Genomic DNA, 17130 nt, shown 5'->3' with positions numbered 1-17130 from the left:
TTGATGAATTATCTTTTTTGTTTATCGTAAATAAATTTCATACCATAAAGGGTAAGGTTTGGATTGTAAATATCGATACACTGAGTCTCGCTTGAAATAAGATTTCCAAGACCGCCTGTAGCAACAACCTTTACATCCTTGTATCCACTTTCCTCAATCATATGCTTTACAATATATTCTGTCTGACCAATCTGACCATAAACAAGACCAGCCTGCATTGAAGAAATTGTTTCCTTTGCAAGAATGCGCTCTGGCTTTTTAATTTCGATTTCTGGAAGCTTAGCAGCATCTTCCCAAAGAGCACGAGCACTAATACGAATACCAGGAGCAGTAACACCTGAAACAAAGGCTCCACTTTCATCAACAAGATCGTAGGTTGTAGCCGTGCCAAAATCAAGCACCAGAACAGGACCTCCATAAAGCTCGTAAGCACCAGCAGCATCTACGATTCTGTCTGCACCGATCTGCTTTGGATTCTCTGTTGCGATTCTGATACCTGTCTTTATACCAGCCTCAACAATGATTGGCTGAATATCAAAGTATTTGATGATTGAGCTTGTAAGTGAATGCATGACGTTTGGAACAACGGATGCAATGATTACATCGTCAATCTTTGTATAGTCTAAGTTGTTTGAACGAAGAATCTCACGGAAAGTGATTCCAAATTCATCAGAAGTACGGTTTATCTTTGTGGTAACTCGGAAACTTCCAAGTAATTCCTCACTATCAAAGACACCCATTGTGATATTTGTATTTCCAACATCGATTGTAAGAAGCATCTACATGCCCTCCCCTAAAAATACTACTTTGTAATATGTTTCAAGAGCCTCAAAAAGCTCTGTTCTTTCTCTTTGCATTCTCTTTACTTCAAGAGCAGAACCAATTTCGTCATACATAAAATCATCTTGGTTATGATCTACATCGATTCTGAGAGAACCATCTTCCTCGTATACCATTTGAATGGTGCCGCTGACTTGCTCTGTGTACATTACACACATGATTTTCAGCTCATCCTTTATCATTGGAGGAAGTCCATTGAAATCTGGATTCAAATAAAATTTTTTAGTATAGCAGCTTGCGCCGCATAAAACTGTCTCTTCCATAAATACCTCATCAGTCACCTGTGGTGACAGCTTCCCCTCAAGGGGAATCCTAAATATATCCATAAATCCCCCGGACTGAAACTTCCCCGGTGCGGATTATCCTTTCTTCACCTTCAACCTCTACAATAAGCTCGCCTCGTTCATTGATACCAAGAGCTGTCGCTTCGTAGGAGTTCTCACGGTCTTCTATTCTAACACGATTACCGCGATTAGCAAGATATTTTTCATATTCCTCTTTAAGACCAGACATATCCTGTGTCTCAATAAAGATATTATAATATTTTGCAAAACTATTCCATATTTCTTTTGTAAGCTCTTGTCTATGGCCGTGAGTGCCACCCGCCTTCGCTAGCTCAAGATCAACAGAAGTAGCTTTGAAGGCAATCTCTTCTGGGAAACTTTTGTTATGAACATTAACTCCAATGCCCACAATGACAAACCAAACTTTGCCATCCTTCATTTCCATCTCCGTAAGGATACCACAAATCTTTTTACCATCCAGAACAATATCGTTTGGCCATTTTATCAGTCCATTTAATCCGTATATACGATATAGTGCATCCCTGACGGCCATAGCTGCAACTACAGTTATGGTTGGAATTGCCTCCAGAGTTATCTCCTCCGGCTTTAATAAAATAGAGGTGGATATAGAATCGTGACTTGGCGATTCCCATTTGCGCCCGATTCGTCCCTTTCCTGCAGTTTGCTGACCAGCAGAAATCACGAGCCCCTGATTTTCATTTTCATGGGCTCGTGATTTAATCCTGTCATTTGTAGAATCTACTGATTCGTAATATTCGTATCTGATGTTATTAAGCATTTCCTAATGTTGCGTACATGACCGCTTTGATAGAGTGCATGCGATTCTCTGCCTCGTCAAAAACAATCGAACGCTCACCTTCAAATATTTCATCGGTAACTTCCATACAGTCGATACCGAACTTTTCATAGATTTCCTTTCCAATTGTGGTATTCAAATCGTGGAAAGCTGGAAGGCAATGCATAAACTTTGCTCCTGGCTTTGCATAAGAAAAGGCTTCTGCATTTACCTGATATTCGCTAAGATCGTTGATACGCTCAGCCCATACCTCATCAGGCTCACCCATTGACACCCATACATCTGTGTAAATGACATCTGCATCCTTGCAGCCTCCTGCAACATCCTCTGTAAGAGTGATAGTTGCACCTGTTTCCTTTGCAATATCTTGACATTGCTTTACAAGCGATTCATCTGGAAAGTATTTCTTGCATGTACATGCCACAAAATCCATACCAAGCTTTGCACATGTAACCATAAGTGAATTACCCATATTATAACGAGCATCACCCATATATACAAACTTTATTCCTGAAAGCTTACCAAAATGTTCCTTGATTGTCATCATATCTGCAATCATCTGTGTAGGATGTGACTCGTTTGTAAGACCATTCCATACAGGAACCCCTGCGTACTTAGCCAAATCTTCAACTATAGTTTGCTCAAAACCACGGTATTCAATTCCATCATACATACGACCAAGGACACGGGCTGTATCTGCAATTGATTCCTTCTTTCCAATCTGAGAACCAGATGGGTCAAGGTAAGTAACATTTGCTCCCATATCATATGCAGCTACTTCAAAGGAGCAACGGGTACGTGTGGAAGTCTTTTCAAAAATCAACGCAATGTTCTTTCCTTCAAGATAACTTTTCTGTGACTTACCCTGCTTCTTTTCTTCCTTTAAGCGCAAAGATAAATCAATTAAGCCCTTTATCTCTTCTGGTGTAAAATCCAACATCTTTAAAAAGTTCTTTCCCTTTAAGTCCATAACGTACCTCCTTTTGCTTGTGCATAAATATTCATTTCCAGTGATTTATTATGCATTATATAACAAAAAAGCTTCTAGGAAAAGTCCTAAAAGCTTTTATTTTGCATTTTTTTACATTTGTACGTTTTATTATTCATTTTAATAGAAGACGTGATTTCCGATAATCAATCCTTCTTTTGAACCAGCTCGTCTAAAGTGAAGTCGTCCGCCTGATGGATCAGAACCAGCCATAGCCTCCTGTGCTGCCTGTACGCATGAAGCCTTTGGTCCCTTTGCAACTACAGATGACATACGTGATGTAGAGAACTGTCCCTTAGCAAAAATAACATCATGAATATTGTTTGCATATGAACCACTAACAACTCTGTTCATAACTACTGCACCAACGGCAACCTGTCCTTCGTAAGACTCACTACCAGCCTCAATCTGGATAATTGCTGCAAGAAGAGTAACATCATCCGCTGAAGTGATAACTGACTGCTTTGCAGCTGCAGCCTCTGCTGCCTGTGCCTTTGCCTGCTCTGCCATTGCAGCCTGTTCTGCAGCCTTAGCTGCTGCGGCTTCCTCTGCGGCTGCCTTAGCTTCTGCTTCCTCTTCAAGAGTGATAGCCTCTCCTGTAGCCATATCAACATCTACATAATCGGCCTTAACATAGCCAGACTTGTTGCCAGACTTAACTGCAACCCAGCCTTCTACCTTTTCAGCCTCTGTATCTACCTCAAGCTTGCTTCCCTTAGAAACAACTGCAACAATCTTTGAATCCTCAGATGCCTCGCTTCTGATACGAAGACCATTAACATCTGTTGTAGCATAATAATCACAAACATCAATTGCAAGCTCATAGGCATCGATGCCTGTAACACAATAATCTGCTGATACATATCCGTGAGCGTTTCCTGACTCAACCTCATACCAACCATCAAAAACATCTACTAATGTAGCAATATCACCTGAACGAAGCTTTCCAATAGCCTGTGATGCTGTATTTGCTTCTGAACGGATGTAAATGAATTCATTAACATTTGCCATCACCTTATCAGACCACTCATCATACATATCATCTGTATCTCCCTGGACCTGATCGGTTGTAGCGGCAACTACTGTAACATTTGATGCTTCAAGACCTGAAGCCTTTGCTGAAAAATCCATTGCTGAAACAGCAGAGAAAACACCTGCTGTGCTTGCTGGCTTTACATCAACATCTGTTGTTTTAATCTTTTCTGCTGGTGCATCTATAAAAGCACCTGTTATTAAAAGAGCTGTAGACAATGCTAACGCAACTGACTGCTTTGTACGTTTATTAAAGAACCTCATATACTTTGCAGAAACAATCTTGTTAATTTTACTCATAAGCCTCCTGGTTTTTTACGAAAAATTTCATTTATTACAAATATGTTACGCGGACTAATATATCATTATTATCAAGAAAAGTCAAATTTCCTCAAAAATCGTCAAATTATTCGGGATTTGACTTTTGTCAAAGCAGTGCATAATATAGAGTTTGTGCTAAATAATCTTTATTAATATAGAAGGTAATTATATATGAAAAAAATAGTTATGACTGGCGGTGGAACAGCTGGTCACGTTACACCAAATCTTGCCTTAGCTCCTCTATTAAAAGAAGCTGGCTATGAAATCTACTATATTGGTTCTTATAATGGTATCGAAAAGAGCCTTGTGGAAAACGCCGGAATCACCTATTACGGCATTTCTTCAGGTAAGCTTCGTCGTTATCATGATTGGAAGAACTTTACTGATCCATTTAGAGTTATCAAGGGTTTTTCTGAAGCAAACCAGTTACTTAAGCATATTCAGCCTGATGTGGTCTTTTCTAAGGGCGGCTTTGTTTCTGTACCTGTTGTTATGGCAGCAGGACGTCAGCATATTCCAGCTATAATCCATGAGTCTGATATGACCCCAGGACTTGCTAACAAGCTTGCTATTCCTTTCGCCACAAAGGTATGCTGCAACTTCCCTGAAACCTTACAATATCTTCCAGAGGGCAAGGCAATCCACACAGGTTCTCCTATTCGAGAAGAGCTTTTCAGTGGCAATAAGGATGCTGGTCTTTCCTTCTGTGGTTTTACTGCTGATAAGCCAGTGCTTCTTATTATGGGTGGTAGCATCGGCTCAAGATTCATTAATAATGCCGTTTGGGCATCTCTAGAAGACTTACTTAAGACTTTCCAGATTGTTCATTTGGTTGGAAAGGGAAATATCAACAAAGACCTTGTGGGCAAAGCTGGTTATCAACAATATGAGTTTATTAGCAAGGAATTAAATGATGTTTTCGCAATGACAGACATTATGATTAGCCGTGCCGGAGCAAACTCAATCAGTGAAATACTAGCTCTTAAAATACCTAATATTTTGATTCCACTTTCTGCTGCAGCCAGCCGTGGAGACCAGATTCTCAACGCTGAAAGCTACGAAAAACAGGGCTTTTCTACTGTTCTTCAGGAGGAATCTCTCACTGCGGAATTGCTTCTTTCTAGCGTTAATAACGTATATGAAAATAGAGCTGCCATCGTTGCTAAAATGGAAGAATCAAAACTACTAGATGCGAATAAGGTAATCTTAAATTTAATAGAAAATATAAAGTAAGCCTGTAGCTATCAAGCTCTTAGTGATACTCAAGTGAAACATTCTACGTTGAACGGAGTAATACTAAGGCTTGAGAGCGTAACAGGCTTTTGTAATTTACATATTAAATTTACATACTTAATTTCTTCACTATCTCAGCTGTTTCAGCTTCTGTAAAGCTCTTGTGCTCCCAATCTTGGATAGCACCATCTCCAGCCCATCTTGGAATAACATGAACATGTAAATGGAAAACTGTTTGTCCAGCAGCCTCCCCATTGTTCTGTAGGATGTTAACTCCGTCGCAGCCCAATTCCTTTGTCATCTTAGTAGCAACCTTCTTTGCAAGAGGAAGAATCTTTCCTGCTACCTTTTCATCAATTTCAAAAATATTAGCGTAATGCTCCTTTGGTAAAATAAGAGCGTGTCCCTTTGTTGCTGGTGATGCATCCAAAATCACTTTGAAGTCATCATCTTCATAGATAGAATTAGTTGGGATTTCGCCATTTGCAAGTTTACAAAAAATACACTTTTCGTCCTTCATTTTAAGTCCTCCTATTTGCTAAAAGTGAATATTTCATCTAGTTTAATCAAGGTTCTGAAATCGCCCTTTGCAGTCATGTCTCCCACTGAAAAGGCTCTCTGGAAGGTTTCGCGGCCTGCTACAATATTGTCCATGATATTTGTATTAAGCTTCATATAGACATCGATATTATCTTCTTTGCCATAATGACAATCTAAATCACCGCCTGCAGCAGAAACATATAGCGGCTTGTCTTTTCCATCTATCATAAACAGATACTTAGCTGAAAACTCAGGTGTAGGCCTGTAGCTAATCTCAAAATCATTTATGTACTCGCCAGCAGTATCCTCTTGCTTCTTGCCCATCATATCTCTAAACATATTAGTGAGGTCTGCAATATCTGCCTTCTGTGTCTGAACATATTCGTCGTCAGATACAAATTTAGAAAGCTGCTCTGTCTCCTGTGGAGAAAGCTGCATCTGCTGAGTACGAAGAATACTTCTGGTAACAGCTTGATTACTGGTTGGAAGGCCCTTTGTATGCTGTGAAATGGTGCGATACAAAGTTTCAACCTTCTTTTCTATTATATGTGCATACTCTGGATTCTCTCTGAATTCTTTAACATCCTCTACATAACCGCAAAAACCTGAGCATGGTAATCCGCCAAGGATTTCCCAGGCATTTTCAAGAGTGACCATAGCCTCTCTTTCGCCGTAGGTGGTAGACATAACCACTGGCTGCATATAGGTGGTGGCAAGAGCAGTTTTGTCTGCGTATAACCAGCAGGCATCCAAAAACTGATTCATATATCCGCCTATTCCAAGCCATTCAACGGTGGTCGCAAGGATGATACCATCAGCTTCCTTTAAGGTCTGGGGAAGCATGGAGATAGCATTTTTCTGCTCATAGATGTTATAAAGATGAACCTCTACCTGAAGCTCTGTAAGAACCTGCTCCATTTTGTTTATAACATAAAGTGTTGGATCCTCTAAAAGACCCCTTCCGCCATAATAAATGTTTACTTTCATAATAGCCCCCCGACTGTTACGTTGTTAATTTAAGTATAGGGATTTTCTTCCTCAAAATCAACGTCGCGGCTATGTTTTGCCGCCTTTATGTTCTTTATAATTGTAGGAATTCCGTAGGATACAAAGGTCATAAGTATACCGGCTAATAAGCCTCCCACGTGTCCTACATTATCCGTTCCAGCTGTGGCAAAGCCGAAATACATGGTGAGTGCTGCCATAAATATCATTCTTTTTGTGCTTATTCCGCTATAACTTCCCCTGTTACAAAGCACAACAATTATCATTCCACCAACAATACCAAAAATAGCACCTGATGCTCCTGCAACAATGTTATTCTGACCCATCAAGCACATATAGAAGAATGACAAAAAGGAGCCAGCTAGTCCTGACCCCAAATAGATTCCAACGAATCTAGTTGTCCCTACTGCTCTTTCGAATATTTGGCCTAATAGAAACAGTAGGAGCATATTATTCGCTAAATGTTCAATTCCAAAGTGCATAAATGTGCATGTAAAAAGACGATACCATTCATGCCCATATAAAACCATACCAGGATTCATGGCACCATATTCCAGCATAAAGCCGGCATCGTTAGTGTCACCTAAATATTCCATCACAAGAAAGACAATTATATTAATTGCCACAAGTAAAAATGTGATTGGTCCATTTGCTGGTATTAAAAATTCTCTCTTACTTTTTTTCACGTTACGCGAGCATTTCCTGTGGCATGCGGCTTAACAATTTGCTCATCTCCACTTTATGCTTATCCTCCATCTCTGTAAGCGGAAGTCTAAGACTTCCTACATTAAATCCTAACATATTCATAGTGGATTTAACAGGGATTGGGTTTACCTCGCAAAATAGAGCATCTACAAGCTCGAGGTAATCAAGCTGAAGTCTGCGAGCTCTATCTTCATCCCCCTCTAAATATGACATTACCATGTCGTGTGTGCCCTTAGGTGCAACATTTGAAAGCACCGAAATAACACCTATTCCACCAAGGGAAAGAATTGGCACAATCTGGTCATCATTTCCTGAATAAATGTCAAGGCATCCTCTACAAAGGCTTGCAAGCTTTGTAATCTGTGAGATGTTTCCGCTTGCTTCCTTTATACCAACAATGTTTTTGTTCTCGAGAGCAAGCTTCATAGCTGTCTCAGGAAGGATATTGCAGCCTGTACGGCTTGGCACATTGTACATAATTATTGGAAGATCGACTTCGTTTGCGATTGTAGTGTAATGCTGATATAGACCCTCCTGTGTAGCCTTGTTGTAAAATGGTGTAACAATAAGAAGTCCATCTACTCCAAGAGCCTGTATTTTCTTTGAAAAATCAATAACAAGACGTGTTGAATTTCCACCTGAACCTGCAATAACAGGTATACGATGATTAACGCGTTTTACAGTATATTCAATTACTGAAAGCTTTTCTTCCTCGCTCATTGTAGCTGGCTCACCAGTTGTACCACAAATAATGATAGCGTCGGTTTTGCCTTCAATCTGTCTGTCAATAAGAGTTCCAAGCATGTCATAATTTACGGTCTCATCCTCATTAAATGGAGTGATTAATGCTACTCCTGCACCTTTAAATAATGTCATTGCCGTCCTCCTTAATTACCTCTGCGATAAGCTCTCTTTCATCCATGTGATGCTTAACGCCTTTAATTTCCTGATAATCCTCATGTCCCTTACCTGCAAGAACGATGATATCACCTTCCTTTGCATTTACGAGACAATATCTAATAGCTTCCTTACGGTCTGGTACTGTTACGTACTCACCGTCAGCCTTCTTAACACCGATTAGAATATCGTTGATAATGTCCATTGGCTCTTCGTTACGTGGGTTGTCTGATGTAATAACTGTGAGATCTGCAAGCTTCGAGCTTACCTCGCCCATCTCGTAACGACGGCTCTTTGCACGGTTTCCACCGCAGCCAAACATGCACACAAGTCTGCCTGGCTCGTATGCCTTGAGAGTTGTAAGAAGGCTCTCGAGGGCCATTGCGTTGTGGGCATAGTCAATCATAACAGTGAACTTCTTTGAAACTGGAACAAGCTCGATACGCCCCTTTACATGTACATCCATAAGAGCGGCTTTAATCTTGTCCTCATCAACTTTAAACTGCTTACAAATTGCAACTGCTGTAAGGGAATTGTACACAGAGAAGCTTCCTGGTACATTTACCTCTACTGTCATATCTTCCTTACCAGTGATGTGGTAACGAACTCCAAGAGCACCGTGCTCATTGAGAAGCTCTACGTTCTCAGCAATAAGATCGTTGTCCTTGCCATAACCATACTTGATTACATCACAAGTGTGACCCTTTAAGATACCTTCGATGTGCTCGCTATCGCCATTGAAGATACCTGTCTTACACTGCTGGAAAAGAAGGCTCTTGCAATGCATATAGTCTTCGAAATCCTTGTGCTCATTATCACCGATGTGATCTGGCTCAAGGTTAGTAAATACACCAATATCAAATGTAAAGCCAGACACTCTGTGAAGCATAAGGGCCTGTGAGCTAACTTCCATTACTACTGCATCAAGTCCTGCCTCTACCATCTGAGCAAAAAGCTCCTGCACGCGGTATGACTCTGGTGTAGTGTTAACTGCTGGGATGCGCTCATCGCCAACGATTGACTCGATTGTTCCGATAAGACCTGTCTTAATTCCTGCGCTATCGAGGATAGACTTTACCATGTATGTGGTTGTTGTCTTCCCCTTTGTTCCTGTGATACCGATAGTCTTAAGCTTTTCAGCTGGATGACCAAAGTATGCTGCTGATGTATATGCAAGTGCCTCACGGCTGTTCTTAACTTTTATATAAGTGATGCCATCAACTGGCTCAACATCCTTTTCAATGATGATTACGCTTGCACCCTTTTCGATTACATCTGGAATGAAATCGTGGGCATCTCTGACTGTACCTGAGATACAAACGAAAACGCTATCCTTTTCTACCTTTCTTGAATCGTAGGTGAGTGTGGTGATTTCACGGTCAAGCTCACCTGAATAAAGTTCATAGTCTAATCTATCTAATAAATCTACTAATTTCATAATCCTAGCCTTTCACTCGCCTGTTACTCTCTCAAGCCTTAGTATTACACCGTTCAGCTGAAGAAAGCTTCACTTGAGTAACACTAAGAGCTTGATAGTTACAAGCTATTTATAAACTACAAATCAATTTCCCCTGAGAATACGGTTGTTGCTGGTCCTGTCATGAATACGTGATTTGTCTCTCTATCATATTCGATAGTCAAATCGCCACCACGAAGGTGGACAAGGACCTTATCCTCAGTCTTTCCATTTAAGATGCAAGCCATAACAGTTGCGCATGTACCTGTTCCGCATGCCCATGTTTCTGCAGAGCCTCGCTCCCAAACTCTCATGTTAGCCTCTGTTCTTGAAAGCACCTGAACAAACTCTGTATTTGTACGCTTTGGGAATTTCTCGTGGTTCTCAAACAGGGGGCCGTACTTTTCAAGCTCAAAATGCTCTGTGTCATCTACAAACACAACAGCGTGTGGGTTTCCCATTGAAACGCATGTCATATTCCATGTCTTTCCACCAGCCTGTATTGGAGCATCGATAACCTTATCTCCATCTGCAACTACAGGAATCTGTGAAGGCTCAAGGATTGGTTCTCCCATGTCCACACGAACCTGCTGTACCTTTCCGTTCTCCACGAAAAGTGTAAGGTATTTGATCCCCGCTCCTGACTCTACTGAAATCTCAGTCTTGTCTGTAAGCTTATGGTCGTAAACATATTTTGCTACGCAGCGGATGCCGTTACCGCACATCTCAGCCTCTGAGCCATCTGCGTTGTATATTCTCATTCTGAAATCTGCCACCTCCGATGGGCCTATTGTGATAAGTCCATCTGAGCCGATTCCAAAATGTCTGTCACTAACTTTAATTGAAACTTCTGCTGGGTTCTCAACCTTCTCTTCAAAAAGATTTACATAAACATAGTCGTTACCGCAGCCGTGCATTTTTGTAAATTTCATAGTTGTCCTTTCGAATCTAGTCGACAGTTCTTTTAGCTTAATTTGATTATATACCGCACTTTCTAATGGGATAATACCAGTTAGTGTTATAAATGTTGCAAATAGTGCTTTTTGGATTTATACTCATGCTAAGATAATACTTTATATTCTTTTGGCTTTTTCCTTTAGTATGCCACAAAAGTTCTCTTAACTTGTTATGGAAAGGTACACAATATGACCGAATACAGCAAAAAAGGTTACCTATATTCCAACTTTAAAATCTTCCATTTGTCAGATTCAAACCTTGGTGAAATTGATTTCCATTATCATGATTTCCACAAGGTTTTAATCCATTTGTCTGGGAATACTTCATATTCTATTGAAGGTCAGAATTTTGATTTACAAGCTAATGATATTGTGTTTGTAAATGCAGGAGAAGTTCACCGCCCAATCTTCCATGATAATTCTACCTACGAACGAATTATTATTTATATCTCTAAGGAATTTTTGGCTGAATATGCCAAGGATGAGAATGACTTATCTTATTGCTTTAGAAATGCTATGGAGAACAACTCTCACGTTTTACGTTTGAGATCTTTTAAGAACTCTCCGGTAGCTTCCGCAGTAAATTCTTTGATTAATAATCTAGGCAAGGATGCTTATGCCAACGAACTTTTTATGCAGGTGCTCTTTTTAGAGTTTATGGTACAGCTTAATCGTGCTGCTATCAGTGATGAGGTAGAATATATCTCCACCAGCTATTCTGGCACAAAGATAAATTCAATTATTCAATATATAAATGAGAATCTAACTGACGATTTGTCCGTGGATAACATAGCCGCAAAATTCTATCTTTCAAGATATTACCTTATGCACACCTTCAAGGATGAGACTGGCTATACAATAGGAAACTACATCACTATGAAGCGCCTTTCTGCAGCTCAGACTCTCATAGATGCTGGCACTCCAATTGTAGACGCTAGCGAACAGGTTGGTTTTGGCACCTATTCCACCTTCCTTCGTGCATACAAAAAGACCTATGGCACCAGCCCTCGAAAAAAGGCTGAGTCACAGGCCTCACTGTCGTTTTAATGATTTAGTTTTCCTGACCAAAGATTGCTCTCTTATTCTTATCAAGTACTGTTTTAAGGATAAAACCGAGTATGCATACACTGATAACCTCACCGATACCAACTGTCACTACCATAAACCAATATGTATCCTCTGACATATATGCATAGCGAAGAACGAATGGTACAATCACCATATTTGCAATTACTGGTGGCAGTGTAAAAAAGAACTTTGTCTTTCTAAGAAGATAGGTTCCAACTGCACCAATAAGAGTTGCAAGGCTTCCGAAAATAATATCCCAAATTACACATCCATTTATGATGTTTGAAATAAGACATCCAACAAATAAGCCAGGGATGGCTGCTGGTGTAAATATTGGTAAAATACAAAGTGCTTCTGAAAATCTAACCTGAATGGCACCATTTGCAAGACCAAGAACATTTGCTACCCATGTAAGCACCACGTAAAGTGCAGCAATCATAGCTCCCTGTGTAATTTTTAAAACATTAGATTTATTATTCATAATAATGTCCCTTAGTTAAGATATCCACTCTTTAAATAATCAATAAATGTCATTAATGTTCCGTTTTCACTATCAAATAACTCTCTAAATATATTCATGATAATACTCCTATAAACTCATTTCTTGTAACTCCTATAGGATATCATGATTTTTAAAATCTTCTATTGGGCAAATATACAAAGTGTACAGATTCGACATTAAGTTTTTATGCATATTGTGCAACTAATAGGCTAATCCTTTTGCAAGGAAGGTCTCCATAGCCATTGTAACAACTTGATTCAATGTTACACCATGCTCAGCAGCATATATGGAAGCTTTCTCATGAATTGTTGGTGAAGTTCTAACATTAAATGTTCCAGAGTATTCTTTTTCTGGAGTCTTTCCAAATTGCTCACAAGTCTCAAGGTAATTATCAATACAATTGTGAAACGATTCTTCCAGTTCCTTAATAGATGTTCCATGAAATCCCAAGCTATCCTTTATTCCAAAAACCTCTCCCCAAAAAATGTTGTCATCTCTATCGTAAGCTATTGTAGCTCGATATCCTTTATACTTCATCATATCTGACTTCATGCATTACACCTCCTTTTCTCCAATTTCTTCTATATATCTTTTAATCATATCAATCTGATATTTATATAATTCTTTTCCTGGATGAGGACCATCAAACTAAAGCATTCTACCAGTTTTTTCATGATAATATCCTATTCCTGATCCTCTACCACCCTGAAATTTTGAACAATTACATTTATTCATTAACATATCCAACTCTCTAACTGTAAAGTTTCTTGGATATGGCTTTCTAAATAGTTTTTCTATTAAATCTTTTTTCTTTGGCATTTAAAAATTGCAACTATTTTCTAGTTGCATTATAACATCCTTTCTTAAATTTTTAAACACCCTAAAACACTATATATCCTTCCTTAATATGTCTACAGTATGTGCGCTTGCACCTAATAAATCTGCTCGCTCGCACACTGACATTTGGTAATTTATAAACTGTTTAAACTGCTCCTCTGTGAGCGCATTAACTTCTCTTCTCATATGATTTGCAGGACCGTCTGGAGAAATGATTTGCATACGTTCAAGACCTGCTTCTGCGTTAAGACTTTCGATATCCTCAGTACGCATAAACATATAAAGGTCATCCTCGCCTGGGCGAACGTGGAAGGTATCGTCAAGCTTACCATCTGAAATGTTTTCAAGGACATGCCCTTCCTTGATTCCATATGTAAGGAATGCATATTCGTTCATTACATATGCAACAAGAATGTAACCACCTGGACGTGTAACACGCTTTGCTTCGTTAAGGGCCTGAAGCTGTTCTTCTCTAGTTTTAAGATGATACATTGGACCAAATAAAAGGGTAAAGTCAAAGCTATCTGCTTCAAAGCGTTTTAATTTAAGAGCATTTCCTTGGAAAGCTTTTACGCCTGTGCCCTTGGCTTTCAGCATACCAAGATTATGCTTTACAAGCTCAACAGCTGTAACATCATAGCCTTCTTCCCAAAGAGGGATACTGTATCCACCGGTGGCTGCACCAATATCCAATATTTGAATCTCTGACTTGGACTTTCCAGTTTCATCTGCAAGCTTTTCAAGGTATTTATGGACATATTTCATGGTAACTGTGAATTCCATAATGCCATGACGGCTGTTTAAGCGTTTGTCTTCGTTGAATTTGTTATAGTACTCTTCTAATTGATTCATATATACCTCATAATATAAGAACCACCTCATAATTGAGATGGTTCTGTCTAAATCACATGTAGTTTATTTAAGGCTAGCGGGAAGACACATCCATACATGATTGCCTTCGGCAAAGAGGATGTGTCGTAGCATTAAAAAATCAAAATCAAGTTTTGATTTTATTAATGCCTGCCACAACACTGTTTATATTTCAAACCACTTCCACATGGACATGGATCGTTAGGGAAGACCTTCTTATCTGCACGCTTCTTTGGTGCGCGGGTAGCTGAGTCATCCTTGTTTGTTCCAGTAACCTTGGCTACTTCCTCACGCTCTACCTTCTTCTCGATGCGAATTCTGTAAAGCATTGTAAGTGTATCGTTGATAATAGCTGCGTTCATAGCATCAAGCATATCATAGCTGGCTGCCTTGTACTCATCAACTGGGTTACGGTTACCATAAGCCTGAAGACGAATACCCTGACGGAGCTGCTCCATATCGTCGATTTCTTCCATCCACTTGCGGTCGATAACTCGAAGCAAGATAACTCGCTCAACCTCTCTGAACTGCTCTGGCTGTTCGAATTCCTTTTCCTTTGCATCGTACATCTTAAGTGCAATTTCTGTAAGCTTTTCCTTGAGTTCCTTCTTGCTCTTAATATTCTGGATAGAGAGCTGATTCATCATTGGAACTGGGATTACAGGACAAAGTAAGTGATTTAATTCTGGAAGTTCCCAAAGCTCTTTCTCTACATCATCTGGAATAGTCTTCTCAACACACTCATCAACCTTATCCTTAATCATGCCAAGAATCTGATCATGCATATCCTCGCCCATAAGTACTCTATGACGCTGTGCATAAATAAGCTCTCTCTGCTCGTTCATAACCTGATCGTAATCAAGAAGGTTCTTACGAGCTGAGAAGTTATTTTCCTCAATCTTCTTCTGTGCCTTTTCGATAGCATCTGAAAGCATCTTGTGCTTAATCTGCTCTCCTTCTGGAACGCCGAGGGTGTTGAACATGCTGATAAGACGCTCTGAACCGAAAAGTCTCATAAGGTCATCCTCAAGTGAGATGAAGAACTGAGACTCACCAACGTCACCCTGACGACCTGAACGTCCACGGAGCTGATTGTCAATACGACGTGACTCGTGACGCTCTGTACCGATAATCTTAAGACCACCAGCTGCACGTGCATCCTCGTCAAGCTTAATATCAGTACCACGACCAGCCATGTTAGTGGCGATGGTAACGGCACCATGCTTACCAGCTTCAGCTACAATTTCAGCTTCCTTCTCGTGGAACTTAGCATTCAATACGTTGTGCTCAATTCCTTCTCTACGAAGAAGCTTTGAAACGTGCTCTGAAATATCAATATCGATTGTACCAACAAGAACAGGCTGACCCTTTTCGTGAGCCTTCTTAACCTCTTCCACAACTGCTTTGTACTTTTCGTTCTTTGTTTTGTAAACAGCATCATCGTGGTCGATACGCTGGATTGGACGGTTTGTAGGAACCTCAACAACGTCCATTCCGTAGATATCACGGAACTCCTGCTCCTCTGTAAGAGCAGTACCTGTCATACCAGCCTTCTTGTCATACTTATTGAAGAAGTTCTGGAAGGTGATGCTAGCAAGAGTCATAGACTCACGCTTAACCTCAACATGCTCCTTAGCCTCGATAGCCTGATGAAGACCATCAGAATAGCGACGACCTGGCATAATACGGCCAGTAAATGAATCAACAATCATAACCTGACCATCTGAAACAACATAATCCTGATCCTTGAACATAAGGTTATGAGCACGAAGTGCAAGGATGATGTTGTGCTGAATTTCAAGATTCTCTGGGTCTGCAAGGTTTTCAATGTGGAAGAACTGCTCAACCTTTGCAACACCGTCTGCTGTAAGGTTAACAACCTTGTCTTTTTCATCTACGATGAAATCACCAGTTTCATTTCTCTCAACGCCCATGATAGCGTCCATCTTAGAGAATTCTGGAAGATCCTCACCACGCTTCATCTGACGAGCAAGAACATCACAAAGCTCATAAAGCTTTGTAGACTTTCCAGACTGACCAGAAATAATAAGAGGTGTACGCGCCTCATCAATAAGAACTGAATCCACCTCATCGATGATACAGTAATTAAGACCACGCTGAACTAAGTCTTTCTCGTAAACACACATATTGTCACGGAGGTAATCGAAACCAAGCTCGTTGTTTGTGATGTATGTGATATCACAATTGTAAGCGGCCTGACGCTCCTCCTTTGTCATGTCGTTAAGAACAACACCAACTGTAAGACCAAGGAAACGGTGAACCTCACCCATCCACTCAGCATCACGCTTTGCTAAGTAATCATTTACAGTTACGATGTGAACGCCCTTGCCCTCCAAAGCATTCAAATATGCTGGAAGTGTAGAAACAAGGGTCTTACCTTCACCAGTACGCATCTCTGCAATACGTCCCTGATGGAGGATGATACCACCAATAAGCTGAACTCTAAAGTGCTCCATTCCAAGGGCACGCTTACCAGCCTCACGGACTGTTGCGTATGCCTCTGGGAGGATGTCATCAAGTGTCTCACCCTTTGCAAGTCTCTCTTTGAATTCAACTGTCTTTCCACGAAGCTCCTCATCTGAAAGAGCCCCCATAGCATCCTTATATGATTCTATTTTATCTACGATAGGCTTAATTCTCTTAAGCTCTCGCTGTGAATGTGTACCAAACACCTTATCAATAATGCTCATTATTTTAATCTCCTAACCTACTTGGGCATTAGCCCACAAACTGCATCTATTTTAACAGAAAGTGGCGG

Annotated in this window: 18 protein-coding genes; 2 read left to right on the top strand and 16 right to left on the bottom strand. The window is 40.2% G+C overall.

The annotated features are described in order from the left end of the window. Nucleotides 1–8 precede the first annotated feature (8 nt). The 5 genes from BLR54_RS09050 to BLR54_RS09030 all read right to left on the bottom strand — a co-directional run bounded on the left by BLR54_RS09050 (nt 9) and on the right by BLR54_RS09030 (nt 4261). Nucleotides 9–779, bottom strand: coding sequence for a type III pantothenate kinase (locus BLR54_RS09050; RefSeq protein ID WP_090419867.1), 771 nt, complete (start codon nt 777–779; stop codon nt 9–11). Beyond that, a complete protein-coding gene (locus BLR54_RS09045; protein WP_330388176.1) occupies nt 780–1166 on the bottom strand; it encodes a DUF6145 family protein in 387 nt (128 codons plus the stop codon). Further along, nucleotides 1153–1923, bottom strand: a complete 771-nt coding sequence (locus tag BLR54_RS09040; RefSeq protein ID WP_090419863.1) for a biotin--[acetyl-CoA-carboxylase] ligase — start codon at nt 1921–1923, stop codon at nt 1153–1155. Before BLR54_RS09040 ends, BLR54_RS09045 begins: the two co-directional genes overlap by 14 nt. Next, entirely contained in the window at nt 1916–2911 is a 996-nt protein-coding gene (gene argF / locus BLR54_RS09035; RefSeq protein ID WP_090419860.1) for an ornithine carbamoyltransferase, read from the bottom strand. Before argF ends, BLR54_RS09040 begins: the two co-directional genes overlap by 8 nt. Nucleotides 2912–3049: 138 nt before the next feature. After that, nucleotides 3050–4261 carry a cell wall hydrolase gene (locus BLR54_RS09030; RefSeq protein WP_090419857.1) on the bottom strand — a complete coding sequence of 404 codons (1212 nt, stop codon included), beginning with the start codon at nt 4259–4261 and terminating at the stop codon, nt 3050–3052. Nucleotides 4262–4453: 192 nt separating this feature from the next. Here BLR54_RS09030 and BLR54_RS09025 point away from each other — a divergent pair, with 192 nt between their 5' ends. Beyond that, a complete protein-coding gene (locus BLR54_RS09025; RefSeq protein ID WP_090419854.1) occupies nt 4454–5515 on the top strand; it encodes an undecaprenyldiphospho-muramoylpentapeptide beta-N-acetylglucosaminyltransferase in 1062 nt (353 codons plus the stop codon). 109 nt (nt 5516–5624) lie between these two features. On the opposite strand, the gene BLR54_RS09020 is transcribed toward BLR54_RS09025, so the two are convergent. The 6 genes from BLR54_RS09020 to dapF all read right to left on the bottom strand — a co-directional run bounded on the left by BLR54_RS09020 (nt 5625) and on the right by dapF (nt 11050). Continuing rightward, nucleotides 5625–6035, bottom strand: coding sequence for an HIT family protein (locus BLR54_RS09020; protein ID WP_090419851.1), 411 nt, complete (start codon nt 6033–6035; stop codon nt 5625–5627). 11 nt (nt 6036–6046) lie between these two features. Then, the gene (locus tag BLR54_RS09015) at nt 6047–7042 is read right to left on the bottom strand and encodes an SCP2 sterol-binding domain-containing protein (RefSeq protein ID WP_090419847.1); all 996 of its coding nucleotides are present in this window, start codon (nt 7040–7042) and stop codon (nt 6047–6049) included. Between the two features lie 29 nt (nt 7043–7071). Then, nucleotides 7072–7746, bottom strand: a complete 675-nt coding sequence (locus tag BLR54_RS09010; protein ID WP_242871228.1) for a rhomboid family intramembrane serine protease — start codon at nt 7744–7746, stop codon at nt 7072–7074. A gap of 1 nt (nt 7747) precedes the next feature. Continuing rightward, on the bottom strand, nt 7748–8641 hold the full coding sequence (gene dapA / locus BLR54_RS09005) for a 4-hydroxy-tetrahydrodipicolinate synthase (protein ID WP_090419843.1): 894 nt from the start codon (nt 8639–8641) through the stop codon (nt 7748–7750). Continuing rightward, complete coding sequence (locus BLR54_RS09000; RefSeq protein WP_090419841.1) at nt 8628–10100, bottom strand: UDP-N-acetylmuramoyl-L-alanyl-D-glutamate--2,6-diaminopimelate ligase; 1473 nt, start codon at nt 10098–10100, stop codon at nt 8628–8630. Before BLR54_RS09000 ends, dapA begins: the two co-directional genes overlap by 14 nt. A gap of 116 nt (nt 10101–10216) precedes the next feature. Beyond that, nucleotides 10217–11050 (bottom strand): diaminopimelate epimerase, encoded by an 834-nt coding sequence (gene dapF, locus BLR54_RS08995; protein WP_090419837.1) that lies wholly within the window; start codon nt 11048–11050, stop codon nt 10217–10219. A gap of 213 nt (nt 11051–11263) precedes the next feature. Here dapF and BLR54_RS08990 point away from each other — a divergent pair, with 213 nt between their 5' ends. Continuing rightward, nucleotides 11264–12121 (top strand): AraC family transcriptional regulator, encoded by an 858-nt coding sequence (locus tag BLR54_RS08990; protein WP_090419834.1) that lies wholly within the window; start codon nt 11264–11266, stop codon nt 12119–12121. Between the two features lie 4 nt (nt 12122–12125). Here the strand turns inward: BLR54_RS08990 and BLR54_RS08985 are convergent, their stop codons facing one another. From BLR54_RS08985 to secA, 5 genes are all read right to left on the bottom strand, one after another. Next, a complete protein-coding gene (locus BLR54_RS08985) occupies nt 12126–12623 on the bottom strand; it encodes a QueT transporter family protein (RefSeq protein ID WP_090419831.1) in 498 nt (165 codons plus the stop codon). Between the two features lie 222 nt (nt 12624–12845). Continuing rightward, nucleotides 12846–13196 carry a type II toxin-antitoxin system HicB family antitoxin gene (locus BLR54_RS08980; protein WP_207645282.1) on the bottom strand — a complete coding sequence of 117 codons (351 nt, stop codon included), beginning with the start codon at nt 13194–13196 and terminating at the stop codon, nt 12846–12848. A gap of 96 nt (nt 13197–13292) precedes the next feature. Beyond that, nucleotides 13293–13463, bottom strand: coding sequence for a hypothetical protein (locus BLR54_RS15040; protein WP_207645281.1), 171 nt, complete (start codon nt 13461–13463; stop codon nt 13293–13295). Between the two features lie 69 nt (nt 13464–13532). Then, nucleotides 13533–14333, bottom strand: coding sequence for a class I SAM-dependent methyltransferase (locus BLR54_RS08970; protein WP_090419828.1), 801 nt, complete (start codon nt 14331–14333; stop codon nt 13533–13535). Nucleotides 14334–14494: 161 nt separating this feature from the next. Continuing rightward, nucleotides 14495–17062 carry a preprotein translocase subunit SecA gene (gene secA / locus BLR54_RS08965; RefSeq protein ID WP_090419825.1) on the bottom strand — a complete coding sequence of 856 codons (2568 nt, stop codon included), beginning with the start codon at nt 17060–17062 and terminating at the stop codon, nt 14495–14497. Nucleotides 17063–17130: the final 68 nt, after the last annotated feature.

This window comes from Pseudobutyrivibrio sp. YE44, from assembly GCF_900104335.1.
Classification (GTDB): Bacteria; Bacillota; Clostridia; order Lachnospirales; family Lachnospiraceae; genus Pseudobutyrivibrio.
This window is presented reverse-complemented; position numbering and strand designations above follow the sequence as displayed.

What these genes read in the sequence shown, in the direction of transcription:
- BLR54_RS09050 (WP_090419867.1), bottom strand. Translation starts at nt 779, where the DNA reads ATGCTTCTTACAATCGATGTTGGAAATACAAATATCACAATGGGTGTC.
- BLR54_RS09045 (WP_330388176.1), bottom strand. Translation starts at nt 1,166, where the DNA reads ATGGATATATTTAGGATTCCCCTTGAGGGGAAGCTGTCACCACAGGTG.
- BLR54_RS09040 (WP_090419863.1), bottom strand. Translation starts at nt 1,923, where the DNA reads ATGCTTAATAACATCAGATACGAATATTACGAATCAGTAGATTCTACA.
- argF (WP_090419860.1), bottom strand. Translation starts at nt 2,911, where the DNA reads ATGGACTTAAAGGGAAAGAACTTTTTAAAGATGTTGGATTTTACACCA.
- BLR54_RS09030 (WP_090419857.1), bottom strand. Translation starts at nt 4,261, where the DNA reads ATGAGTAAAATTAACAAGATTGTTTCTGCAAAGTATATGAGGTTCTTT.
- BLR54_RS09025 (WP_090419854.1), top strand. Translation starts at nt 4,454, where the DNA reads ATGAAAAAAATAGTTATGACTGGCGGTGGAACAGCTGGTCACGTTACA.
- BLR54_RS09020 (WP_090419851.1), bottom strand. Translation starts at nt 6,035, where the DNA reads ATGAAGGACGAAAAGTGTATTTTTTGTAAACTTGCAAATGGCGAAATC.
- BLR54_RS09015 (WP_090419847.1), bottom strand. Translation starts at nt 7,042, where the DNA reads ATGAAAGTAAACATTTATTATGGCGGAAGGGGTCTTTTAGAGGATCCA.
- dapA (WP_090419843.1), bottom strand. Translation starts at nt 8,641, where the DNA reads ATGACATTATTTAAAGGTGCAGGAGTAGCATTAATCACTCCATTTAAT.
- BLR54_RS09000 (WP_090419841.1), bottom strand. Translation starts at nt 10,100, where the DNA reads ATGAAATTAGTAGATTTATTAGATAGATTAGACTATGAACTTTATTCA.
- dapF (WP_090419837.1), bottom strand. Translation starts at nt 11,050, where the DNA reads ATGAAATTTACAAAAATGCACGGCTGCGGTAACGACTATGTTTATGTA.
- BLR54_RS08990 (WP_090419834.1), top strand. Translation starts at nt 11,264, where the DNA reads ATGACCGAATACAGCAAAAAAGGTTACCTATATTCCAACTTTAAAATC.
- BLR54_RS08985 (WP_090419831.1), bottom strand. Translation starts at nt 12,623, where the DNA reads ATGAATAATAAATCTAATGTTTTAAAAATTACACAGGGAGCTATGATT.
- BLR54_RS08980 (WP_207645282.1), bottom strand. Translation starts at nt 13,196, where the DNA reads ATGAAGTCAGATATGATGAAGTATAAAGGATATCGAGCTACAATAGCT.
- BLR54_RS15040 (WP_207645281.1), bottom strand. Translation starts at nt 13,463, where the DNA reads ATGCCAAAGAAAAAAGATTTAATAGAAAAACTATTTAGAAAGCCATAT.
- BLR54_RS08970 (WP_090419828.1), bottom strand. Translation starts at nt 14,333, where the DNA reads ATGAATCAATTAGAAGAGTACTATAACAAATTCAACGAAGACAAACGC.
- secA (WP_090419825.1), bottom strand. Translation starts at nt 17,062, where the DNA reads ATGAGCATTATTGATAAGGTGTTTGGTACACATTCACAGCGAGAGCTT.